Annotated in this window: 15 protein-coding genes and 1 riboswitch; all 15 genes read right to left on the bottom strand. The window is 56.6% G+C overall.

Annotation, left to right across the window (positions count from 1 at the left end; translation table 11 throughout):
* Positions 1-41: 41 nt before the first annotated feature.
* The gene (locus AC6CHQ_RS00970) at positions 42-200 is read right to left on the bottom strand and encodes a hypothetical protein (RefSeq protein WP_177168376.1); all 159 of its coding nucleotides are present in this window, start codon (positions 198-200) and stop codon (positions 42-44) included.
* Positions 201-304: 104 nt separating this feature from the next.
* Entirely contained in the window at positions 305-3568 is a 3264-nt protein-coding gene (gene icmF, locus AC6CHQ_RS00965) for a fused isobutyryl-CoA mutase/GTPase IcmF (RefSeq protein ID WP_251238987.1), read from the bottom strand.
* Complete coding sequence (locus AC6CHQ_RS00960; protein ID WP_251238986.1) at positions 3565-4224, bottom strand: TetR/AcrR family transcriptional regulator; 660 nt, start codon at positions 4222-4224, stop codon at positions 3565-3567. Before AC6CHQ_RS00960 ends, icmF begins: the two co-directional genes overlap by 4 nt.
* On the bottom strand, positions 4221-5360 hold the full coding sequence (locus AC6CHQ_RS00955; RefSeq protein WP_092054570.1) for an acyl-CoA dehydrogenase: 1140 nt from the start codon (positions 5358-5360) through the stop codon (positions 4221-4223). The genes AC6CHQ_RS00960 and AC6CHQ_RS00955 overlap by 4 nt, the downstream gene beginning before the upstream one ends.
* A 284-nt stretch (positions 5361-5644) precedes the next feature.
* Positions 5645-6781 (bottom strand): acyl-CoA dehydrogenase, encoded by a 1137-nt coding sequence (locus AC6CHQ_RS00950; RefSeq protein WP_251238985.1) that lies wholly within the window; start codon positions 6779-6781, stop codon positions 5645-5647.
* Positions 6782-6823: 42 nt separating this feature from the next.
* Positions 6824-7675, bottom strand: coding sequence for a 3-hydroxybutyryl-CoA dehydrogenase (locus AC6CHQ_RS00945; RefSeq protein WP_251238984.1), 852 nt, complete (start codon positions 7673-7675; stop codon positions 6824-6826).
* A gap of 2 nt (positions 7676-7677) precedes the next feature.
* The gene (locus tag AC6CHQ_RS00940; RefSeq protein ID WP_424236663.1) at positions 7678-8883 is read right to left on the bottom strand and encodes an acetyl-CoA C-acetyltransferase; all 1206 of its coding nucleotides are present in this window, start codon (positions 8881-8883) and stop codon (positions 7678-7680) included.
* Positions 8884-9067: 184 nt separating this feature from the next.
* On the bottom strand, positions 9068-11224 hold the full coding sequence (locus tag AC6CHQ_RS00935) for a (Fe-S)-binding protein (RefSeq protein WP_424236664.1): 2157 nt from the start codon (positions 11222-11224) through the stop codon (positions 9068-9070).
* A gap of 210 nt (positions 11225-11434) precedes the next feature.
* The gene (locus tag AC6CHQ_RS00930) at positions 11435-12925 is read right to left on the bottom strand and encodes an adenosylcobinamide amidohydrolase (protein WP_498080571.1); all 1491 of its coding nucleotides are present in this window, start codon (positions 12923-12925) and stop codon (positions 11435-11437) included.
* Positions 12918-13919, bottom strand: coding sequence for a FecCD family ABC transporter permease (locus AC6CHQ_RS00925; protein WP_498080570.1), 1002 nt, complete (start codon positions 13917-13919; stop codon positions 12918-12920). Before AC6CHQ_RS00925 ends, AC6CHQ_RS00930 begins: the two co-directional genes overlap by 8 nt.
* On the bottom strand, positions 13912-14892 hold the full coding sequence (locus tag AC6CHQ_RS00920; protein ID WP_498080569.1) for an ABC transporter substrate-binding protein: 981 nt from the start codon (positions 14890-14892) through the stop codon (positions 13912-13914). Before AC6CHQ_RS00920 ends, AC6CHQ_RS00925 begins: the two co-directional genes overlap by 8 nt.
* Before the next feature lie 150 nt (positions 14893-15042).
* A riboswitch (cobalamin riboswitch) is annotated at positions 15043-15173 on the bottom strand.
* A 252-nt stretch (positions 15174-15425) separates the two neighbouring features.
* Positions 15426-17096 (bottom strand): arginine--tRNA ligase, encoded by a 1671-nt coding sequence (gene argS / locus AC6CHQ_RS00915; protein WP_498080568.1) that lies wholly within the window; start codon positions 17094-17096, stop codon positions 15426-15428.
* The gene (locus AC6CHQ_RS00910; RefSeq protein ID WP_424236667.1) at positions 17093-17527 is read right to left on the bottom strand and encodes a YwiB family protein; all 435 of its coding nucleotides are present in this window, start codon (positions 17525-17527) and stop codon (positions 17093-17095) included. The genes argS and AC6CHQ_RS00910 overlap by 4 nt, the downstream gene beginning before the upstream one ends.
* A 130-nt stretch (positions 17528-17657) precedes the next feature.
* Complete coding sequence (speB, locus tag AC6CHQ_RS00905) at positions 17658-18530, bottom strand: agmatinase (RefSeq protein ID WP_498080567.1); 873 nt, start codon at positions 18528-18530, stop codon at positions 17658-17660.
* Positions 18527-19369, bottom strand: coding sequence for a spermidine synthase (gene speE / locus AC6CHQ_RS00900; protein ID WP_498080566.1), 843 nt, complete (start codon positions 19367-19369; stop codon positions 18527-18529). Before speE ends, speB begins: the two co-directional genes overlap by 4 nt.
* Positions 19370-19550: the final 181 nt, after the last annotated feature.

Genomic DNA, 19550 nt, shown 5'->3' with positions numbered 1-19550 from the left:
TAATCACCATTATATACAATCCACTTCCCGCTATGCTACCTTCAACTTTTGTTTTTCAATGTCCGCCAGCCGCTGAAGAACAGATAAAACAGTTGTGCGGACAGCAAAATCAGCGGAGCAGCGGCAAGGCCGCGGTTGTACAGGGCTATGGACAGGACGATCAGGATCACCATAATGACCACGTGATAGGACGTTTTCAACGGGAGGCCCTCCTCTTCGCTTCTTCCTACATTATACAACAGAAGAAAAAATAGATGTCCCGCGGAAGCGGGACATCCGGAATTTTTTTCAACAGGCAATGCCCTTACATGTTTCTGCGGTATTGCCCGCCCACTTCGTAGAGGGCTGCCGTGATCTGTCCAAGGCTTGCAACCTTTACCGTGTCCATCAGGGCCTCGAAGATATTGCCGCCGGAGACGGCCGCTTTCTTCAGCCGGTCGAGAGCCTCCTGCGTTCGCTCTCCATTCCGTTCCTGGAACGACTTCAGATTGCGGATCTGGGTCTCTTTCTCTTCTTTCGTCGCGCGTGCAAGCTCCATGTTGTCGATATCATCCTCGGAAGGCGGGTTCGGGTTCAGGTAGGTGTTGACGCCGACAATCGGCAGTTCCCCCGAATGCTTGAGGTGCTCGTAATACATGGACTCTTCCTGGATTTTTCCTCGCTGATACTGGGTCTCCATCGCGCCCAGCACGCCGCCACGGTCATTCAGGCGATCGAATTCATCCAGAACGGCCTGCTCCACAAGATCAGTAAGTTCTTCTGCGATAAACGCCCCTTGGAGAGGGTTCTCGTTTTTCGAGAGCCCATGCTCTTTCGTGATGATCATCTGGATCGCCATGGCGCGCCGGACCGATTCCTCGGTCGGTGTTGTGATTGCCTCATCATAGGCGTTCGTATGGAGTGAGTTGCAGTTGTCCTGCAGAGCCATAAGCGCCTGCAGCGTCGTCCGGATATCGTTGAAATCGATTTCCTGGGCATGAAGGCTCCGTCCGGATGTCTGAATGTGGTACTTCAGCTTCTGGCTGCGATCGTTTGCACCGTACTTCTCCCGCATCGCAATTGCCCAGATTCGGCGGGCGACGCGGCCGATGACCGTATATTCAGGATCAAGGCCGTTCGAGAAGAAGAACGACAGGTTCGGTGCGAAGTCATCGATGTTCATGCCGCGGCTCAGGTAGTACTCCACATAGGTGAATCCGTTTGCCAGCGTGAATGCCAGCTGGGAAATCGGATTCGCCCCCGCCTCGGCGATATGGTACCCCGAGATCGACACAGAGTAGTAATTGCGGACCTGATGATCGATAAAGTACTGCTGGATATCCCCCATCATGCGGAGCGCAAACTCGGTCGAGAAGATGCACGTGTTCTGGCCCTGGTCTTCCTTCAGAATATCCGCCTGGACGGTGCCGCGGACAGTCTGGAGCGTCTTTTCGCGGACTTCCGTGAATTCTTCCACGGTCAGTGTGCGGCCGAGCTCCTCTTCTCTTTTCTTCACCTGCTGGTCGATTGCAGTGTTCATGAACATCGCAAGGATGATCGGCGCAGGGCCGTTGATCGTCATCGAGACTGACGTGGACGGTGCGCAAAGATCGAATCCGTCGTACAGCTTTTTCATGTCATCGAGCGTGCACACCGACACGCCGGATTCGCCGACTTTTCCGTAGATATCAGGACGGTATGCCGGGTCTTCGCCGTAGAGCGTGACCGAGTCGAATGCCGTGGACAGCCGTTTTGCATCGTCGTCCTTCGAGAGATAGTGGAACCGGCGGTTTGTCCGCTCCGGTGTCCCTTCTCCGGCAAACTGGCGCTTCGGGTCTTCCCCCTGGCGCTTGAACGGGAAGACGCCTGCCGTATACGGGAACGAGCCCGGCACGTTTTCCGCATATACCCAGCGGAGGATTTCCCCGTAGTCCTTGAACTTCGGAAGGGCGACCTTCGGAATCTTCAGGCCTGCAAGGCTTTCCGTCCTGAGGATCGTCCTGATCTCCCTGTCACGGACCTTCGTGACAAACTCTTCCCCGGAATAAGCTTCCTTCAGGCTTTCCCAGTTTTCAAGAATCCGCTTTGACTCCGTCGACAGCTCACTTTTCACTCCGTCGATCAGGGACTGGAGAGATGCTTCAAGCGCCTCGTCCACACCCTTTTCGCGGATCATGGAAAGCGTGCCTTCCAGCTGGAAAAGACGTCGTCCGAGCTCTGCCTGCTGCTCCGCGCGCTTGTGATAGTCACGGATCGTATCCGTGATTTCGCGCAGGTAATAGCGGCGGTCATTCGGGATGATGACGTTCTGCTTCTGGGTTTTGACGAACTGTTTGTAAGACGTTTCCCACCCAAGGCTGAATTTGTCGTTAAGCACATCGACGATTGCCGCGAACAGCGAGTTTGTGCCTTTGTCGTTGAACTGGCTGGCGATCGTGCCGTACACCGGCATCTCATCAACCTGGCGGTCCCAAAGCTGCCGGCTCCGCTGATACTGTTTCTGCACTTGGCGAAGGGCGTCCTCTGAACCTTTACGTTCGAACTTATTGATCGCGATCAGGTCTGCGAAGTCGATCATGTCGATCTTCTCAAGCTGTGTAGGCGCACCGAATTCGCTTGTCATCACATACATCGAGGCATCTGCGATTTCCGCGACTTCCGCATCCCCCTGTCCGATCCCGCTCGTCTCGACGATAATGAGGTCAAAGCCAGCGGCACGGACGACATCAAGCACATCCCGGATCGCTCCGGACAGTTCGGAGCGGGACCCGCGCGTCGCGAGGCTTCTCATATAGACACGGTCGCTGAAGATTGCGTTCATGCGGATCCGGTCGCCGAGGAGCGCGCCGCCCGTCTTCTGCTTTGTCGGATCGATCGACAGGATAGCCACCTTCTTGTCCGGAAGCTCGTGGAGGAATCGGCGGATCAGTTCGTCAGTCAGTGAGCTTTTCCCGGCGCCTCCCGTTCCCGTGATTCCGAATACCGGTGTTTCTTTCGACAGCTTGCGGACGGCTTCGAGCATCTTTTCCGCTTCTTCGGCCTGGCCCATATGCGCGTCTTCTGCCAGTGTGATCAGACCGGAAAGCAGCGGCACATCATTCGCGGAGAGCGCTTCCGGATTACCGAGCTGCTTCTTCTCGGACGTCTTGTAGTCGCACTGCTTCAACATCTCGTTGATCATTCCCTGCAGGCCGAGACGGCGACCGTCCTCAGGGGAGAAAATCCCGGAGATGCCGTAGTCATGAAGCTCCTTGATCTCTTTCGGAATGATGACGCCTCCGCCTCCGCCGTATACGCGGATATGCGGTGCGCCCTTTTCCTTCAGGAGGTCATGCATGTATTTGAAGTATTCGACGTGGCCGCCCTGGTAGGAAGAGATCGCAATCCCCTGCACGTCTTCCTGGATGGCTGCATTGACGACTTCCTCAACGGAACGGTTGTGGCCCAGATGGATCACTTCAGCACCGCTTGACTGCAGAATGCGTCGCATGATGTTGATGGAGGCATCGTGGCCGTCAAACAGGCTGGATGCCGTAACGAACCGGACATGATTGACCGGCTTGTAGACTTCGACTGGTGCCGTTGTCATTTTACTTCCCCCTTCTGCGGACGGCCCGCCACCCCGTAGAGCAGCTGGTCCGTCAGCATATCGATGAATTCCCCTAATGTGAACTGTTTGCGGAGCGTCCAGCGGCGGAATGCCCACATCTGTCCCTGGACGATGATATGGTGTGCCCCGAGCCGGGCTTCCTTCTCGGATAGAGTGATCTCCCCCGCTTCAGAACAGCCGGCAAGCATCCGCTCGAACAGGCCGGCCATCTCAAGCTCCTTCTCGAGCACATAGCTGAGCGCCGCCTTCGGCAGTGACTTCGTCTCCTGATACATGACTGTGAATTCGTCATCCATCTCATCGATCGTTTCGATATAGAGCCGGATGGCGTTTTTCAGTCCTTTGATTGTCCCCTGCTGTTCCGCAAGCGGTGCCAGCCGGTCATGCACTTCCTCATAAATCCTGTCACACACCAAATAGAGGACATCTTCCTTTGTCCGGATATATTCATAGAGTGTGCCGATGCTGAAGCCCGCTTCCTTTGCGATTTCCCGCGTGGTCGTGCGGTGGAACCCCTTCTCCCTGAACAGTTTCACCGCTCCGCGGATCATCTGGTCGCGGCGCTTCTCGATCAGTGATTCGTCTTTTACCGACGACTTCACCTCGTGGCGCACCGACGTCTTTTTTTCGGTCATTTCGTCAGCATGCGGGAGATGACGAGCCGCTGGATCTCCTGCGTGCCCTCATAGATCTGAGTGATCTTCGCGTCACGCATAAATCGCTCGACCGGATAATCCTTCGTATAGCCGTATCCGCCGTATACCTGGACTGCCTCCACCGTGACCTTCATCGCGGTATCGCCCGCCATCAGCTTTGCCATCGCGGATTCCTTGCCGTACGGAAGGCCGTTCGACTCGAGCCAGGCCGCCTGATAAGTGAGGAGTCGGGAAGCCTCGATCGAAGTCGCCATGTCGGCAAGCTTGAAGCCGATTCCCTGGTTCGCCGCGATCGGCTTGCCGAACTGCTCGCGCTCTTTCGCATAGGAAACCGAGTGGTCCAGTGCGCCCTGCGCGATGCCGACCGCCTGTGCAGCGATGCCGTTGCGGCCGCCATCCAGCGTCTTCATCGCAATGATGAAGCCCTGGCCCTCTTCGCCGAGGAGGTTTTCCGCAGGGACCTTGCAGTTATCGAAGATGACTTCTGTCGTCGGGGACGAACGGATGCCAAGCTTTTTCTCTTTCTTTCCGACGGAGAAGCCCTCGAAGTCCTTTTCCACGATGAACGCGCTCGTGCCCTTGTGCTTGGAAGAAGGGTCGGTGACCGCGAACACGATATACGTGTCGGCGATGCCGCCGTTCGTGATGAACATCTTCGAGCCGTTCAGGATGTAGTGGTCGCCGTCCTTTTTGGCAGTTGTCTTCATGCCGCCCGCATCAGAGCCGGAGCCTGCTTCCGTCAGGCAATAGGCACCGATTTTAGAGCCTTCCGCCATCGGACGGAGGTACTTCTGCTTCTGCTCTTCCGTGCCGTATTTAAAGACCGGCCAGCCGGCAAGCGATGTGTGTGCGGAAAGAACGACGCCCGCTGATGCATCCACGCGGGACAGCTCCTCGACTGCGATGACATAGGCGAGGAAATCGGAGCCGATGCCGCCGTACTCTTCCGGCCAGGGAATGCCTGTCAGGCCGAGTTCTGCCATCTTGTGAAACAGCTCGACGTCGAAGCGCTCTTCCTCATCGCGCTCTGCCGCTGTCGGTGCGACTTCCTTTTCTGCAAAATCGCGGACCATTTTACGGATCATTTCGTGTTCTTCGGACAGTTTAAAGTTCATTTTCGTCTTCCACCTTTCGGTAATCGGCAAGGCCGTAGATTGGAGTGGTAATGAAGTTTCTGTATCTGAATAACGGGGGGCGCCATTGTGTACTTTCGTCGGGCCATTGTGTACTTTCGGGACACTTTGGTGTACTTTCGGCGTTTCTTTATGGACTTTCACGACCACTTTGTGTACTTTCGGCACTCCATGGTGTACTTTCGCGCAAAGCGCTTGCGGGCGCAGAACACCTCACTTTGTGAGTGGCTTGCCGCCCAACGCTTTGCTTGTGGGCGCAGAACACCTCACTTTGTGAGGTGTTTGCTGATGACAATCCTCTGGATCTCGCTAGTGCCTTCATAGATCTGAGTGACTTTCGCGTCACGGAAGTAGCGCTCCACCGGATAGTCCTCGGTGTAACCATAGCCGCCGAATACCTGGATGGCTTCGATTGCGCAATCCATGGCCGCCTGGGAGGCGAACAGCTTCGCCATCGAGGCTTCCTTGCCTGCAGGCAACCCTTGGCCGTAAAGATCGGCCGCCTGATAGACGAGGAGGCGTGCTGCTTCGACGGATGTCGCCATGTCGGCGAGCTTGAATCCGATTCCCTGATTTGCCGCGATGGGCTTGCCGAACTGTACCCGTTCCTTGGCATAGGCGACAGCCGCATCAGTGGCGGCCTCGGCGATGCCGAGCGACTGGGCCGCAATTCCGATCCTGCCTGCATCGAGGTTGGCAAGGGCGATCTTGAATCCTTCACCTTCCTGGCCGAGCCTATTCTCCTCAGGCACTTCCATGTCTTCGAATGTCAGTTGGACAGTACGGGAGCCATGGAGCCCCATCTTTTCCTCGTCCTTGCCGATGATAAGCCCTGGTGTGCCTTTCTCGACGATGAACGCCGTTACGCCGCGGCTTCCCGCTTCCGGATTGGTGTTGGCGAAGACGATGTAGACATCCGCCTCTCCGCCGTTCGTGATGAACACTTTCGAACCGTTGAGCACATAGTGGCCGTCTTTTTTGGCCGCCTTCGTTTTCATCGCGCCGGCATCGGAGCCGGAAGACGGCTCGGTGAGGCAGAACGCGCCGAGATACTCGCCAGAAGCCATCTTCGGAATGTACTTCCGCTTCTGCTCTTCCGTGCCGAACTTCAGGATCGGGTTGATGCCGACCGATGTGTGGACGCTAAGAATCACGCCCATGACCGCGCTTACCTTCGACAGCTCATGGATGGCGATGATGTAGCTCGTGTAGTCCATCCCGGAGCCGCCATACTCCTCAGGAACCGTGATGCCCATGAGGCCGAGCCCGCCCATCTTTTCCAGGAGCGGGCGAGGGAACTCGCCCGCTTCCATCCTCGGGATAAACGGTTCCACCTCGTTTTTCGCAAAGTCACGCACCATCCGGCGCATCATCTTCTGTTCTTCGGTGAATGTAAAATCCATGCTGTACACCTCGCTTAATAAAAGCCGTGCGGACAAACCGGCTTATTCATAGACATAGAACCCGCGGCCGGACTTTTTCCCGAGCCAGCCGGCGTTGACGTATTTGCGCAAAAGCGGGCATGGGCGGTATTTCGGATCGCCGAAACCGTCATGCAGTACTTCCATGATGTACAGGCATGTATCCAGGCCGATAAAGTCCGCAAGCTGGAGCGGCCCCATCGGATGGTTCATACCCAGCTTCATCACATCGTCGATTGCTTCCTTCGTTGCGACGCCTTCATAAAGCGTAAAGATCGCTTCATTGATCATCGGCATGAGTACCCGGTTGGAGACGAACCCGGGATAGTCGTTGACTTCGACAGGCGTCTTCGAAAGTTTTTTCGTCATGTCTTCGACCGCCTGGTAAGTCTCGTCGGTGGTTGCAAGGCCGCGGATGATTTCGACAAGTTTCATGACCGGCACCGGGTTCATGAAATGCATCCCGATCACCTGCCCCGGGCGCTTCGTGACCGCAGCGATTTCCGTGATCGGCAATGCGGAGGTGTTGGTCGACAAAATAGCGTGCTCCGCCGCGTGCTCATCCAACTGCCGGAAGATCGACTGCTTGATCTCCATTTTCTCGACGGCAGCCTCGATGATGAGGTCGGCATCCTTTGCGTCAGACAGATCTGTTGATTTGCGGATACGGCCGAGCGCCGCATTTTTATCCTCTTCCGTCATCCGGCCCTTTTCCACTCCCCGGGAAAGGTTTTTCGAAATGACGCCGAGTCCCTTTTCGTACGCTTCTTCACTGATATCGTTCAAGGTCACATCGAACCCAGCCTGGGCGCACACCTGTGCGATGCCTCCGCCCATCTGTCCGGCTCCGATGACCATTACGTGTTTGATCTCCATGATTACTCCCCCTGTCCCTGTTTCGGTACTTCAATCATGACGGCATCCCCCTGGCCGCCGCCGGAACAGATTGCCGCAATGCCGATGCCGCCTCCGCGGCGCTTAAGTTCATGCGCGAGCGTCAGGATGATCCTGGCACCGCTTGCGCCGATCGGGTGCCCGAGCGCAACCGCCCCGCCGTTGACATTGACCTTCTCCGGATCGAGACCGGCAATCTTTGCGCTGGCAAGGGAGACGGCCGCGAACGCTTCGTTGATCTCGAACAGATCAATCTCATCAAGTGACTTGCCGGTCTTTTCCAGGATTTCATTGATCACAAGCCCCGGTGTCTGAGGGAAGTTTTCCGGCTCTACAGCCACTTCGGCGTGGGCGACGATCTCCGCCAGGACATCTTTGCCTTCCTGCTTCGCCCGGTCTGAATCCATCAGGACAAGCGCACAGGCACCGTCGTTGACACCCGGAGCATTGCCGGCCGTGATCGTGCCTTCCTTACCGAATGCCGGCTTCAGTTTCGCGAGCGACTCCGAAGAGGTATCGCGGCGTGGCGCTTCGTCTTCCCCGACATGGATTGTCTGCCTTTTGCGTGCCGGGACTTCGACCGGAACGATCTCCTCGACAAACAGGGCTTCATCAATCGCCTTCAGGGCACGTTGGTGGCTGCGGAGTGCCCATTCGTCCTGGGCAACGCGTGTGAGTTCCATCTTGTCGGCGGTGCTGTTCCCGTATGTGCCCATATGCACCCGATCCGGGTGGAACGAGCAGGACAGCCCGTCATGGATCATGCCGTCGATCAGCGGCGCGTCGCCCATTTTCAGGCCGAAACGGCCCTTCGGCATGTAGTACGGCGCATTCGACATCGACTCCATGCCGCCTGCCACGATTACTTGTTCTTCACCGAGGCGGATCAGCTGGTCGCCGAGCGTCACGGCACGCATGCCTGATGCACACACTTTGTTGATCGTCTCGGTCTTCACCTTCCACGGAATGCCCGCTTTGTTCGCTGCCTGCCGGGATGGGATTTGGCCCTGTCCGCCCTGAAGGACGGTGCCCATGATGACCTCATCTACATCTTCCGGTGATGTGCCGGTACGCTCAAGTGCTGCACGGATTGCCGTCCCTCCGAGATCGCTTGCCGTCTGAGAAGCGAGCAGCCCGCCGAACTTACCGAATGGTGTACGTGCCCCGCCGAGAATCGCCGTTTTTGCCATGATCGATTTCCCCCTTTTGATTTTGAGAGCGTTTTCATATCCTTTTCAGTGAATGCCGGGCGGCGTCTTTCTGTCAGAAGTGACTGAACGCTCGCTCGGCAAAATTCCTAACAAAAAGGGAGTGACCGGCACTCCCTCTTCCATTTGTTTCATTGTATCGAATTTTCAAAGAATCTGCAACGGCTTATTGGAGGATCGGTTCCGCTTCTTCCCCAGCCGGCTCGAGGTTATCCCCAAAGATCGAGAGTTCGAGAAGTTCCGCGACGTCGTAAGTGCCGACCTTGTCTTCCACTTCAACCGCTTTCGTGCCATCCGAGATCATGGTCAGGCAGTACGGGCAGGCTGAAGAGATGACGGACGGATTGACTTCGAGCGCCTGCTCGGTCCGTGCCACGTTGACCCGGTGGCCCTTGTCTTCTTCCATCCACATCAGACCGCCGCCCGCGCCGCAGCACATGGCGTCTTCGCGGTTCCTGGCCATCTCGACCAGCTCGACGCCCGGGATGGACTTCAGGATTTCACGCGGCGCATCGTACACATCGTTGTAGCGTCCGAGGTAGCACGAGTCATGGAAGGTGATCTTCTCATTTACAGCGTATTTCGGTTTTAGCTTGCCCTCCATCAGAAGCTTATGGAGAAACTCGGTATGGTGATAGACGATGGCCTGGTAGCCAAAGTCCGGATACTCGTTTTTGAAGATGTTGTAAGCATGCGGGTCGATCGTGATGATCTTCCTGACTTCGTTCTTTTCGAACTCCTTGATGTTCGCTTCGGCCAGCTCCTGGAACAGGAATTCGTTTCCGAGGCGGCGTGGCGTATCACCGGAGTTTTTCTCCTTGTTTCCAAGGATGGCGAACTTCACGCCCGCTTCGTTCAGAAGATGCGCAAACGACAGCGCGATCTTCTGTGAGCGGTTGTCGAATGCGCCCATCGAGCCGACCCAGAGCAGATACTCGAAGTCTTCGCCTGATTTCTTGGCTTCCTTCACCGTCGGGATGTGGAGATCCGGACGCGCATCGCGCCAGTTCTCCTTTTCCTTCCGGTTGAGTCCCCAAGGGTTGCCCTGGCGCTCGATGTTCGTCATTGCGCGCTGTGCATCCGCATCCATGCGGCCTTCAGTCATGACGAGGTATCGGCGGAGGTCGATGATCTTGTCGACGTGTTCGTTCATGACCGGGCACTGGTCTTCACAGTTCCGGCAGGTCGTGCACGCCCAGATTTCCTCTTCCGTGATGACATCGCCGATCAGAGCAGGATTGTAGATGTCATCGATGACCGCACCCTCGGCGCCAGCCGCCATCGCGAGCTGGTTGCCGCGCGTGTCACTGAACATGAACTGCGGGACCCACGGTTTCTGCTTTGTCGTGACCGCGCCCGTGTTTGTCAGGTGGTCACGGAGTTTCGTGATGAGGTCCATCGGCGACAGCATCTTGCCCGTGCCGGTTGCCGGGCACATGTTCGTGCATCGGCCGCATTCCACGCAGGCGTAGAAGTCGAGCATCTGGAGCTGTGTGAAGTCCTCGATCTTCCCGACGCCGATTGAAGGCATCTCTTCTTCGCCATCTTCATCATCGTCTTCCTCAAGCGCGGCGAAATCGATCGGCGCGAGTTTGCCGCGGCGGTCAAAGCGCATCAGGTAGGTGTTTGCAGGGCCTGCGATCAGGTGAGCGTGCTTGGACTGCGGCACATACACGAGGAACGCGAGAAGCGTCAGCAGATGGACCCACCAGGCAATGAAGAATACGACGGCCGCCGCAGTCGGCGACATCCAGCTGAATGCGGAAGCGATCGCCGATGCCATCGGCTCCGTCCAGGTCGTCTCATGTCCGCGCCAGATCATGTTCATGCCGTTCGCAACGAGCGTCGACAGCATAAGTGTCCCGATGAAGATGAGGACGAGACCGGCTTTCCAGCCACGGCGCAGCCGGACGAGCTTCTCGACGTAGCGGCGGTAGAACGCCCAGATAACTGCAACGAGAATCATGAAGACAACGATTTCCTGGAAGAATGTGAAGAACGGATACACCGGCCCGAACGGCAGATGGGAACCCGGCTTCAGCCCTTTCCAGATCAGGTCGATCGCCCCGAACTGGACAAGCAGGAATCCGTAGAAGAACATGACGTGGATAGCCCCGCTTTTTTTGTCCTTCAGAAGTTTTTTCTGTCCAAAAACGTTTGTCCAGACCGCGCGCAGCCGATCGTCGACCTTGGCATCAAACTCCTCTTTTTTTCCGAGTCTGATAAAGTCAACGCGTGTCTTGACCACGTATGTGAACAATCCGAGCGCGTACGCAGTGACGGCCAGGAACAAAATCCAGTTGGCGATAAGCAATGCGTTCACAATGGTCCCTCCCTTTCCGTTGCCGGAGCATTGAATCCGCTTTCACAGCTGACGGTTCTTAAGCAAAGTCCGGCATCTCTTTATGACTCCAGTGTAATAATGAATGAGCATTCAGTCAACAATATTTTTGAATTTTGTCCCGAATGACAAAAGTGAGGCATCCGTGTTCCCGATTGTACGGGAAAGCGGATGCCTCTGCAACGTGATTTTTTATTGGTATTCCGGGGGATTTCCGATGTTTTTGCCGGTATGGGCATACTCGCGCCTGATCGCCTCTTCCGTGCAATCGCCGACTGCCCGCCCGATCAGTGCGCCGAGCTCCGTAAGAGGACCGGCATACGGCAGTTCCGGCCCGGTCTGGGTTGCAGCAATCAGCAAGCTGTCGGTCGCCGTGCCTGTCGCAGGCGTGCCAGTCCGCGGATCACGGATTCCCATCCGGTTCAGCACGGCGGTCTTCGCTTCGGTGGCAGTGACCAGTGCCTGGACAAAAGCCTCATCCGGCAGCCTGCCGTTGATCATCACCCAGGTATTGATGGTACCCGGCCCTACTATCCGTTGCGATGGCTGTTGCCTCGAGGCATCCAGCGCATGGCCGGTGGAGGCCGTCACCATGACGGTGAGGCGGATCTCCCCTTCCCCGTAATCCCGGATGACGGCCCGACCGACAGGCACGGCGGTCATCATCGCAACCGTCTCAGCCGGCCTGCCGCCTGTTTTTGTGACGTACTGTGCCATATCTTCCCTGACATCGACTGTGCTGTAGTCCGGGTCGACCCGGCGATTGATGAACAATCGGGCCCACCCTGCTCCGGCATTCAGCACGGCGGAAGACACCGTCCTTAGCGGGCGGTCCGCCTCAAATCGCACTTCATCGGCGGTGACCGTGAAATCGGCAGCACGGACACCCGAAGCCGTTTTTTCCTGTCCGGCCGGAAGCAGCAGGATTTGCGGCTTCGGAATTTCCGGATGGAGCCTTGCGTTTACCCTGGCACCGTATACATCGCTGATGATCTCCTCCCGGACGACTTCCCCCGGAGTCCCTTCAGCCGCGATCCTTCCCTGTGAGAGGATGATGAGCCGATCGCAATAAAGCGCAGCGAGGTTGATGTCATGAAAGATCGAGACGACCGCGGTCCCCTGGTCTTTTGCCAGGTTTCTGACCGAATCGAGCAATTGCTGCTGATGGGCGATATCGAGGTGGTTGGTCGGCTCATCAAGAAGCAGGATCGGCGCTTCCTGTGCAAGGGCCTGCGCGACAAACACCCGTTGCCGCTCCCCTCCCGAAAGCAGGTCGATCCGCTTTTCTCCGAAACCGCCAATTCCTGCAGCATCCATCGCCCGGCCGACTGCCTGTTCGTCCGTTTCCTTCCAGCCCGGAAACAGTCCGGACTGGTGCGGATAGCGTCCGAGGGACACCGTCTCACGGACTGACTGGGAAAAGGCATTGTGATGCAGCTGCGGCAGGACGGCCACCTTCCTGGCAAATTCTTTCTTGGAAAAGCCTGATGCGTCCCGGCCTCCGATCCGGACAGTCCCTGACCGAGGGGGGAGAAGCCCGCTGATCAGCTTGATTAAAGTGGATTTCCCGCAGCCGTTCGGCCCGAGGATGCCGACAACTTCCCCGGCGGCTGCGGAAAACGAGATCCCGCGGATCACATCTTCCGTACCGTAGCCTCCGCGTATTTCATTTGCCTCAAGCATGGGCTGCCCCTCCCTTCCTGCGCTGCCGCCAGAAGACATAGGCGAAAACAGGCGCACCGATAAATGCCGTGATCACCCCGACCGGCAGTTCGGACGGGGAAATCACCGTGCGGGCGATCAGATCACAGATGATCAGCAGCGAAGCCCCGTTCAGGAAGGAAAGCGGCAGAAGGTGGCGATGGTCCGTCCCCCACATGAGGCGTGTCAGATGCGGCACGACCAGTCCGACAAAGCCGATCGTTCCCGAAACGGCTACCGCCGCTCCCGTCAGGACCGATCCCCCGATGAGGATCATCATCTTCCTCCTGGCGACATCGACACCAAGATGATGGGCCCGCTCCTCGCCGAACAGAAGCGCATTCAGCTCCCGACGGTTCAGATAAAGCAGGACTGCGCCGACCAGGATAAACGGCCAGACCATCCTGACATACGGCCAGCCCCTCATCGATACGCTGCCGAGAAGCCAGCCGATGATTTGGCGAAGCTCATCACCCGTCAGTGCAATCATGAGTGAAAGAACCGATCCGAGAAAGGAACCGAATATGATACCCGTCAGAATAAGGGTTTCCATCTTCATTCCGCGGTCTACGAGCCGCGCAAACCCCATGACCAGGAACATCGTAAGCGCGCCGCCCGCCATGCTGAATATCGGCAATGTATAAAGACCGAGAACCGGAATGGAAATTCCGAAAAACAGGGTCATGACCGCGCCGACGGAAGCACCTGAAGAGATCCCGAGCGTGTACGGGTCTGCCAGCGGATTCTGGAACAGCCCCTGGAAAGCCGCTCCGGCAATCGCAAGTGCCGCGCCGACCAGTCCGGCCAGCAGCACCCTCGGCAGCCGGATGTTCCAAAGAATATTGACCGCAATCTCATCCCCTTCCCCCCACAGCGCACGAAGCGGGATATCGACGGATCCGATCGATACGCCCGCCCATGCAGCAGCCAGGAAGATTGCGAATGAAACTGCATAGGCGGGTATCGCCTTATTCATTTCCCCCTTCAAAAGCTTCCGGGTAGACGGCTTTCGCGATCGCTTCCAGGCCTTCAGCCAACCGTGGTCCAGGTCGGCTCGTAATGTTCTCGTCCACTTGCACAACCTCGTCATTCTTCACTGCATTGACAGTGCTGTATCCTTCGCGTGCTTTAACGCCATCCACGGCGCCTTCCAGATAGCTGTACATCACAAGAATGACATCCGGATTCCGGCTGATGACTTCTTCCGGATCCATCATGATCCAGCCTTCCTGATCCCCGGCCATGTTTTCGGCACCGATCATCCCGAGCATTTCGTCTGTGAAGGTTCCGCCGCCCGGCGTGTAGATTTCCGGCGCAGGCGAGGTTTCGGCAAACACCGTCTTCGGCTCCATGCCTTCTGTCGCGCTGATGACTTCATCAACTTTGTTTTTCATTTCTTCAACGACATCCGCAGCTTCTTCCGCATTCCCGGTCAGCTCGCCGACCTGGCCGATCGTCTCGTATGCCGTCTCGAAGTCTTGCGCCTCTTCGATGACAAATACATTCAATCCGGCATCACGAAGCTGCTGAAGGCCGGCCTCATGCGTGCCCATGGCCGAATCGTGTGCCAATACCAGATCCGGGTCGAGGGAAAGGATCTTCTCCACATTGAACTCCAGGCCGCCGATTTTCTCGATTTCCTGGGCTTCCTCCGGGTAATCATCAAAGTCACCGACACCAACCACCGCGTCGCCCGCGCCTACCGCGAACAGGATTTCGGTGTTGCTCGGGATCATCGAGACGATCGCATCCGGCTCCTCTTCAAGGGTGATTTCGTTGCCTGTCGCATCGGTCATCGTGACCGGGAATCCGGCCTGTTCTGAACTTTGCTCCGTTTCCTGCTTTTGTTCATCCACAGGTTTTTCCGCCGCTTCTTCACCGTTGCCGCACGCTGCAAGCATCAGTGCTGCAGCCGGTGCCGCGAGCCATCTCAGCCATTTCTTATCCAAATCCAATTCCCCCTATTTTTTATGTACGGAACAGAAAAACCCCCGCACATGGCGGGGGCAGAAATGCCGGCAGGACGGACATGCGGAAAAACGACCGCAGCCTGCAATGGCAGGCGCCGTTCCACACCGGCCTGTCCTCGCAGGCGCATTCGGGTGTTTTCGGCTGAGGCAGGTTTCCTGACTTGCGGCATATAGCCGCTTACAGTGGCGGGACCGTGCCGGATTCTCACCGGCTTCCCTTTTACCCCCGTTATCGGGGCACCTCAGCGTCATCCGGCACAAAATCTTGCCGGATATTCAATTCCTACTCAATTTAATCAGACGGCGGCGGTTTTGTCGAGGTCTTCCGAAAAAATCAAGCCGTCATGGTATGTCAACGTCTCAACGGTATTTGTTAACGTCTCAGCTAACTATGTTAACGTCTCAATGAAGTATAGCAACGTTTCTAGCGAATACGGACGTTTCATCAAACTTCTCCATACAAGAAAACCGGCCCCTTCAGCCGAAGCTGTTCGGGGCCGGTCATGTTGCACTTACATCCGCTCCGGTGCGGAAACGCCGATCAGGCGAAGTGCGTTCGCGACTGTCGTGCGGGTTGCCGTGACGAGCGCCAGGCGTGCTTCCGACAGTTCCTTGTTGTCCGGGTCGACAACTTTGTCGGTAGAGTAGAACGTGTGGAATGCGGCAGCCAACTCCTGGATATATGTCGCAATCCGGTGCGGAGATCGAAGTTTTGCCGAGTCTGCGACCGTCTGAGGGAAATCGCCGATCTTCTTCATCAGGTCGATCGCCTTCTCGCTGTCCTGGAGCAGCCCTACATGGTCTGCAGAATGGAACAGGCCGGCATCGTCAGCCTGGCGAAGGATCGAGCTGATGCGCGCGTGCGCGTACTGCGCATAGTAGACCGGGTTTTCATTGGATTGTGAAACTGCTAGATCAAGGTCGAAGTCCATCTGGGAATCGCCGGAACGCATGATGAAGAAATAACGCACCGCGTCCAGTCCGACCATATCGACGAGCTCCCGCAATGTGACCGCCTTGCCGGTACGTTTGCTCATCTTGAACTTCTCGCCGTCCTTATACAGCTGCACCATCTGCGACACGAGAACTTCAAGAGTGTCCTTGTCGTAGCCGAGCGCCTCGATCGCCGCCTTCATGCGCGGGATGTAACCGTGATGGTCGGCTCCCCAGATGTTGATCAGCTTGTCGAAGCCACGCTGGAGCTTGTCCTCGTGATAGGCGATGTCCGGCGTCAGGTATGTGTAGGAGCCGTCCTGCTTGATGAGGACGCGGTCCTTGTCGTCACCGAATGTTGTCGAACGGAACCAAGTGGCGCCGTCTTCTTCGTAGACATGGCCGTTCTCTTTTAGCTTATCGAGCGCAGAATCGATCTTTCCGGAACCGTAAAGGGTCGACTCCGAGAACCAATTGTCAAAGTTCACACGGAAGTCGGCGAGGTCCTGCTTGATCTTGTCCAGCTCGATGCCGAGTCCGTGTTTGCGGAACCAGTCAAAACGTTCCTGTTCCGGCATCTTGGCGAACTTGTCGCCGTGTTCGTGCGCAAGCGCATTGGCGATCTCAATGACATCCTTGCCCTGATAGCCATCCTCCGGCATTTCGCGCTCCTCGCCGAGCGCCTGGAAATAGCGCGCTTCGATGGAAAGCGCCAGATTGTTGATCTGGTTGCCTGCATCGTTGATGTAGTATTCCCGGGACACGTCATAACCTGCAAAATCCATCACATTGCTGAGCGCATCACCGATCGATGCGCCCCGGCCATGGCCAAGGTGAAGGTCGCCCGTCGGGTTTGCCGAGACAAACTCGATCTGGACTTTCTGGCCGCCGCCCGAATCAGTGCGTCCGAATTCTGCACCTTTCTCCAGTACATCCTTCACGACTTCTCCGAGGTAGTCGGTCTTGACACTGATATTGATGAAGCCCGGGCCTGCAATGTCGATGGCTTTGATCGGTGTGTTGTCGGTCTCCAGATTGGAGAGAATCGCTTCCGCAATGGCACGCGGCGGCTTTTTCGCAATTTTCGTCAGCTGCATCGCGATATTGGTGGCGTAGTCGCCGTTTTCCTTGTTTTTTGGCGTCTCGAGCATTACATCCGGCATTTCTGCGCCTTCCGCAAGGCCCGCCTTGTCCACCGCGTTGCCGAGCGCGTCTTTAAGCTGCTGTTTGATCTGTTCCACTGTGCTCATGCTTTTCCCTCCGAATAAGTAAATTCAACGTCATAGGTGCCGACGGTCTCGTTGCCCGACAGCAGGTCGTATACGGCTAAAAACCGCCCCTTGGTTCCCGGTTCATAACGTACAGACCCGGTTTTCACAGTTAGGGGAAGCTCCATGCCTCCACTGCTGTAGCGGCCTTCTTTCCGCTCGCCCGGGACGAGCGGAAGCTTCATCGAAACGTCACCGTTGCGCATGATGAGCCCGTCTTCATGCCCCATGCGGACCATCATCCGTGTGCCGCGGCCTTCCGCATTTTCTTCGAAACTCAGATAGGTTCTGCCCGCTTTCTCGATCAGAAGGCCCTCCGCCCGGATAAAGTTCCGGAACGGCTTTTCGCCCGGCTGCCGGACTGTCGTCACAAGCCGGATGCTGACCGGCAATCCTTCCTCGGGTATATTCATCTGGATGCCCCCGTTCATAGTCATTTCCCTATTATATCCCGCAGGGGACGGGGATTTCAACGGAAGGGCAATCCACCATCACAAAACGAAAGGTGACGCGCAGGCTTTTCATGCGCATCACCTTTTCCGTTTATTTCACAAACCCGAGCAGCATTTCCCTAAACAGCTTGCTTGCCGTATTGACCGTCTGTTCGGACGGGTCATAGACGGGCGCGACTTCAACGAGATCAAAGCCGGCCACAAGCACACTGGAGTTTGCAATTTCGTGGATCGACGCGAGCAGCTCGCGGGACGTGATGCCGCCGCAGTCGACCGTTCCCGTGCCCGGCGCATGGGCGGGGTCCAGGACATCGATGTCGATCGTCACGTAGACCGGCCGTCCCGCAAGCGTCGGAAGCACTTGCTTAAGCGGTTCGAGCACATCGAACTTTGAAATGTGCATGCCGTTTTCACGGGCCCATTCAAACTCTTCCTTCATCCCCGATCGGATCCCGAACGAATAGACGTTGTGGGGACCGATCAGCTCAGCGATCTTGCGGATCGGGGTCGAATGCGAATGCTCCTCCCCCTCATATTCGGTACGGAGATCGGTGTGTGCATCGATGTGAATGATGGCAAGATCATCGTGAGCGGCCACCATTTCTTTCATGGCCGGGAGTGACACGAGGTGCTCGCCACCCATCCCTGCAGGGACCTTTCCGTCTGCCAGAAGCTGACGGACAAAACCGGCGATCAGGTCAATGGATTTCCCGGCGTTGCCGAACGGAAGGGGGATGTCCCCCGCGTCATAGTAACGGATATCGTCGAGTTCCCGGTCCAGATACGGGCTGTATTCCTCCAGCCCGATTGAAGCTTCACGGATGCGCGCGGGACCGAACCTGGAGCCCGGACGCCAGCTGACCGTCCAGTCCATTGGCATGCCATAGATCACCGCACTCGCTTCATCATAGCTGTCACCGCTCTTAATGAACACATTTCCGGAGTAGGCTTGGTCAAACTTCATTCGCCCTCACCTTCTGCCAGGTCACGCACGAACTTCGGCAGCACAAAAGCCGCCCGGTGCAGTTCGCTCGTGTAGTATTTTGTATCGATCTCGTGGAAACGCTCTTCCTTGACCTCCAGCGGGTCGTGCTTTTTCGAGCCAAGGGTGAAACACCAAAGTCCGCTCGGATACGTCGGGATGTTGGCCGTGTACATACGGGTAACCGGGAAGATCTCCTTGACGTCCTTTTGCACCTGGCGGATCAGGTCAGCCTTGAACCACGGGTTGTCGCTTTGCGCGACAAACAGGCCGTCTTCCTTCAAAGCCTTCGAGATACCGGCATAGAAGCCTTTTGTGAACAGATTGACCGCCGGGCCCACTGGCTCCGTTGAATCGACCATGATCACGTCATATTCATTTTCGGACTCGGCAATGTGCATGAATCCGTCGCCGACGCGTACATCCACGCGCGGGTCCTCAAGCTTGCCTGCGATTGAAGGAAGATACTTTTTCGAGTACTCGATCACCTTGCCGTCAATGTCGACAAGGACTGCCTGTTCCACTTGGGGATGCTTCAGAACTTCACGGATGACGCCGCCGTCGCCGCCGCCGACAACCAGCACCTTTTTCGGGTCCGGATGAGTAAATAGCGGCACGTGTGCAACCATTTCGTGATAAACGAACTCGTCGCGTTCCGAGGTCATCACCATGCCGTCGAGGAACAGCATATTCCCCCACTCTTCTGTCTCCGCCATCTCCAGCAGCTGGAAATCCGTCTGTTCGACGTGCAGTGTCTGCTTGATCTTCATCGTAACTCCGAAGTTGTCCGTCTGTTTTTCTGTATACCATAACCCTGCCATGGGCTGCATTCCTCCTTCATCAAAGGGAAACGTCCCGCACTGCCTGTATTCCCGGCCTTCACGAAACTAAGCTTCATTATACGGCCACAGGAAGGCGGTGCAACTGTTTTTTTTTGCTTATGTCGGCTTCCTGTTTCCGGCTTTTAAATCCGCCGGATGAAATGCCGCAAAACTGCCCATA

The organism is Bhargavaea sp. GQ12, assembly GCF_059758705.1.
Note: the sequence above shows the minus strand (reverse complement) of the source record. Positions and strands in the feature narration are given on the sequence as shown.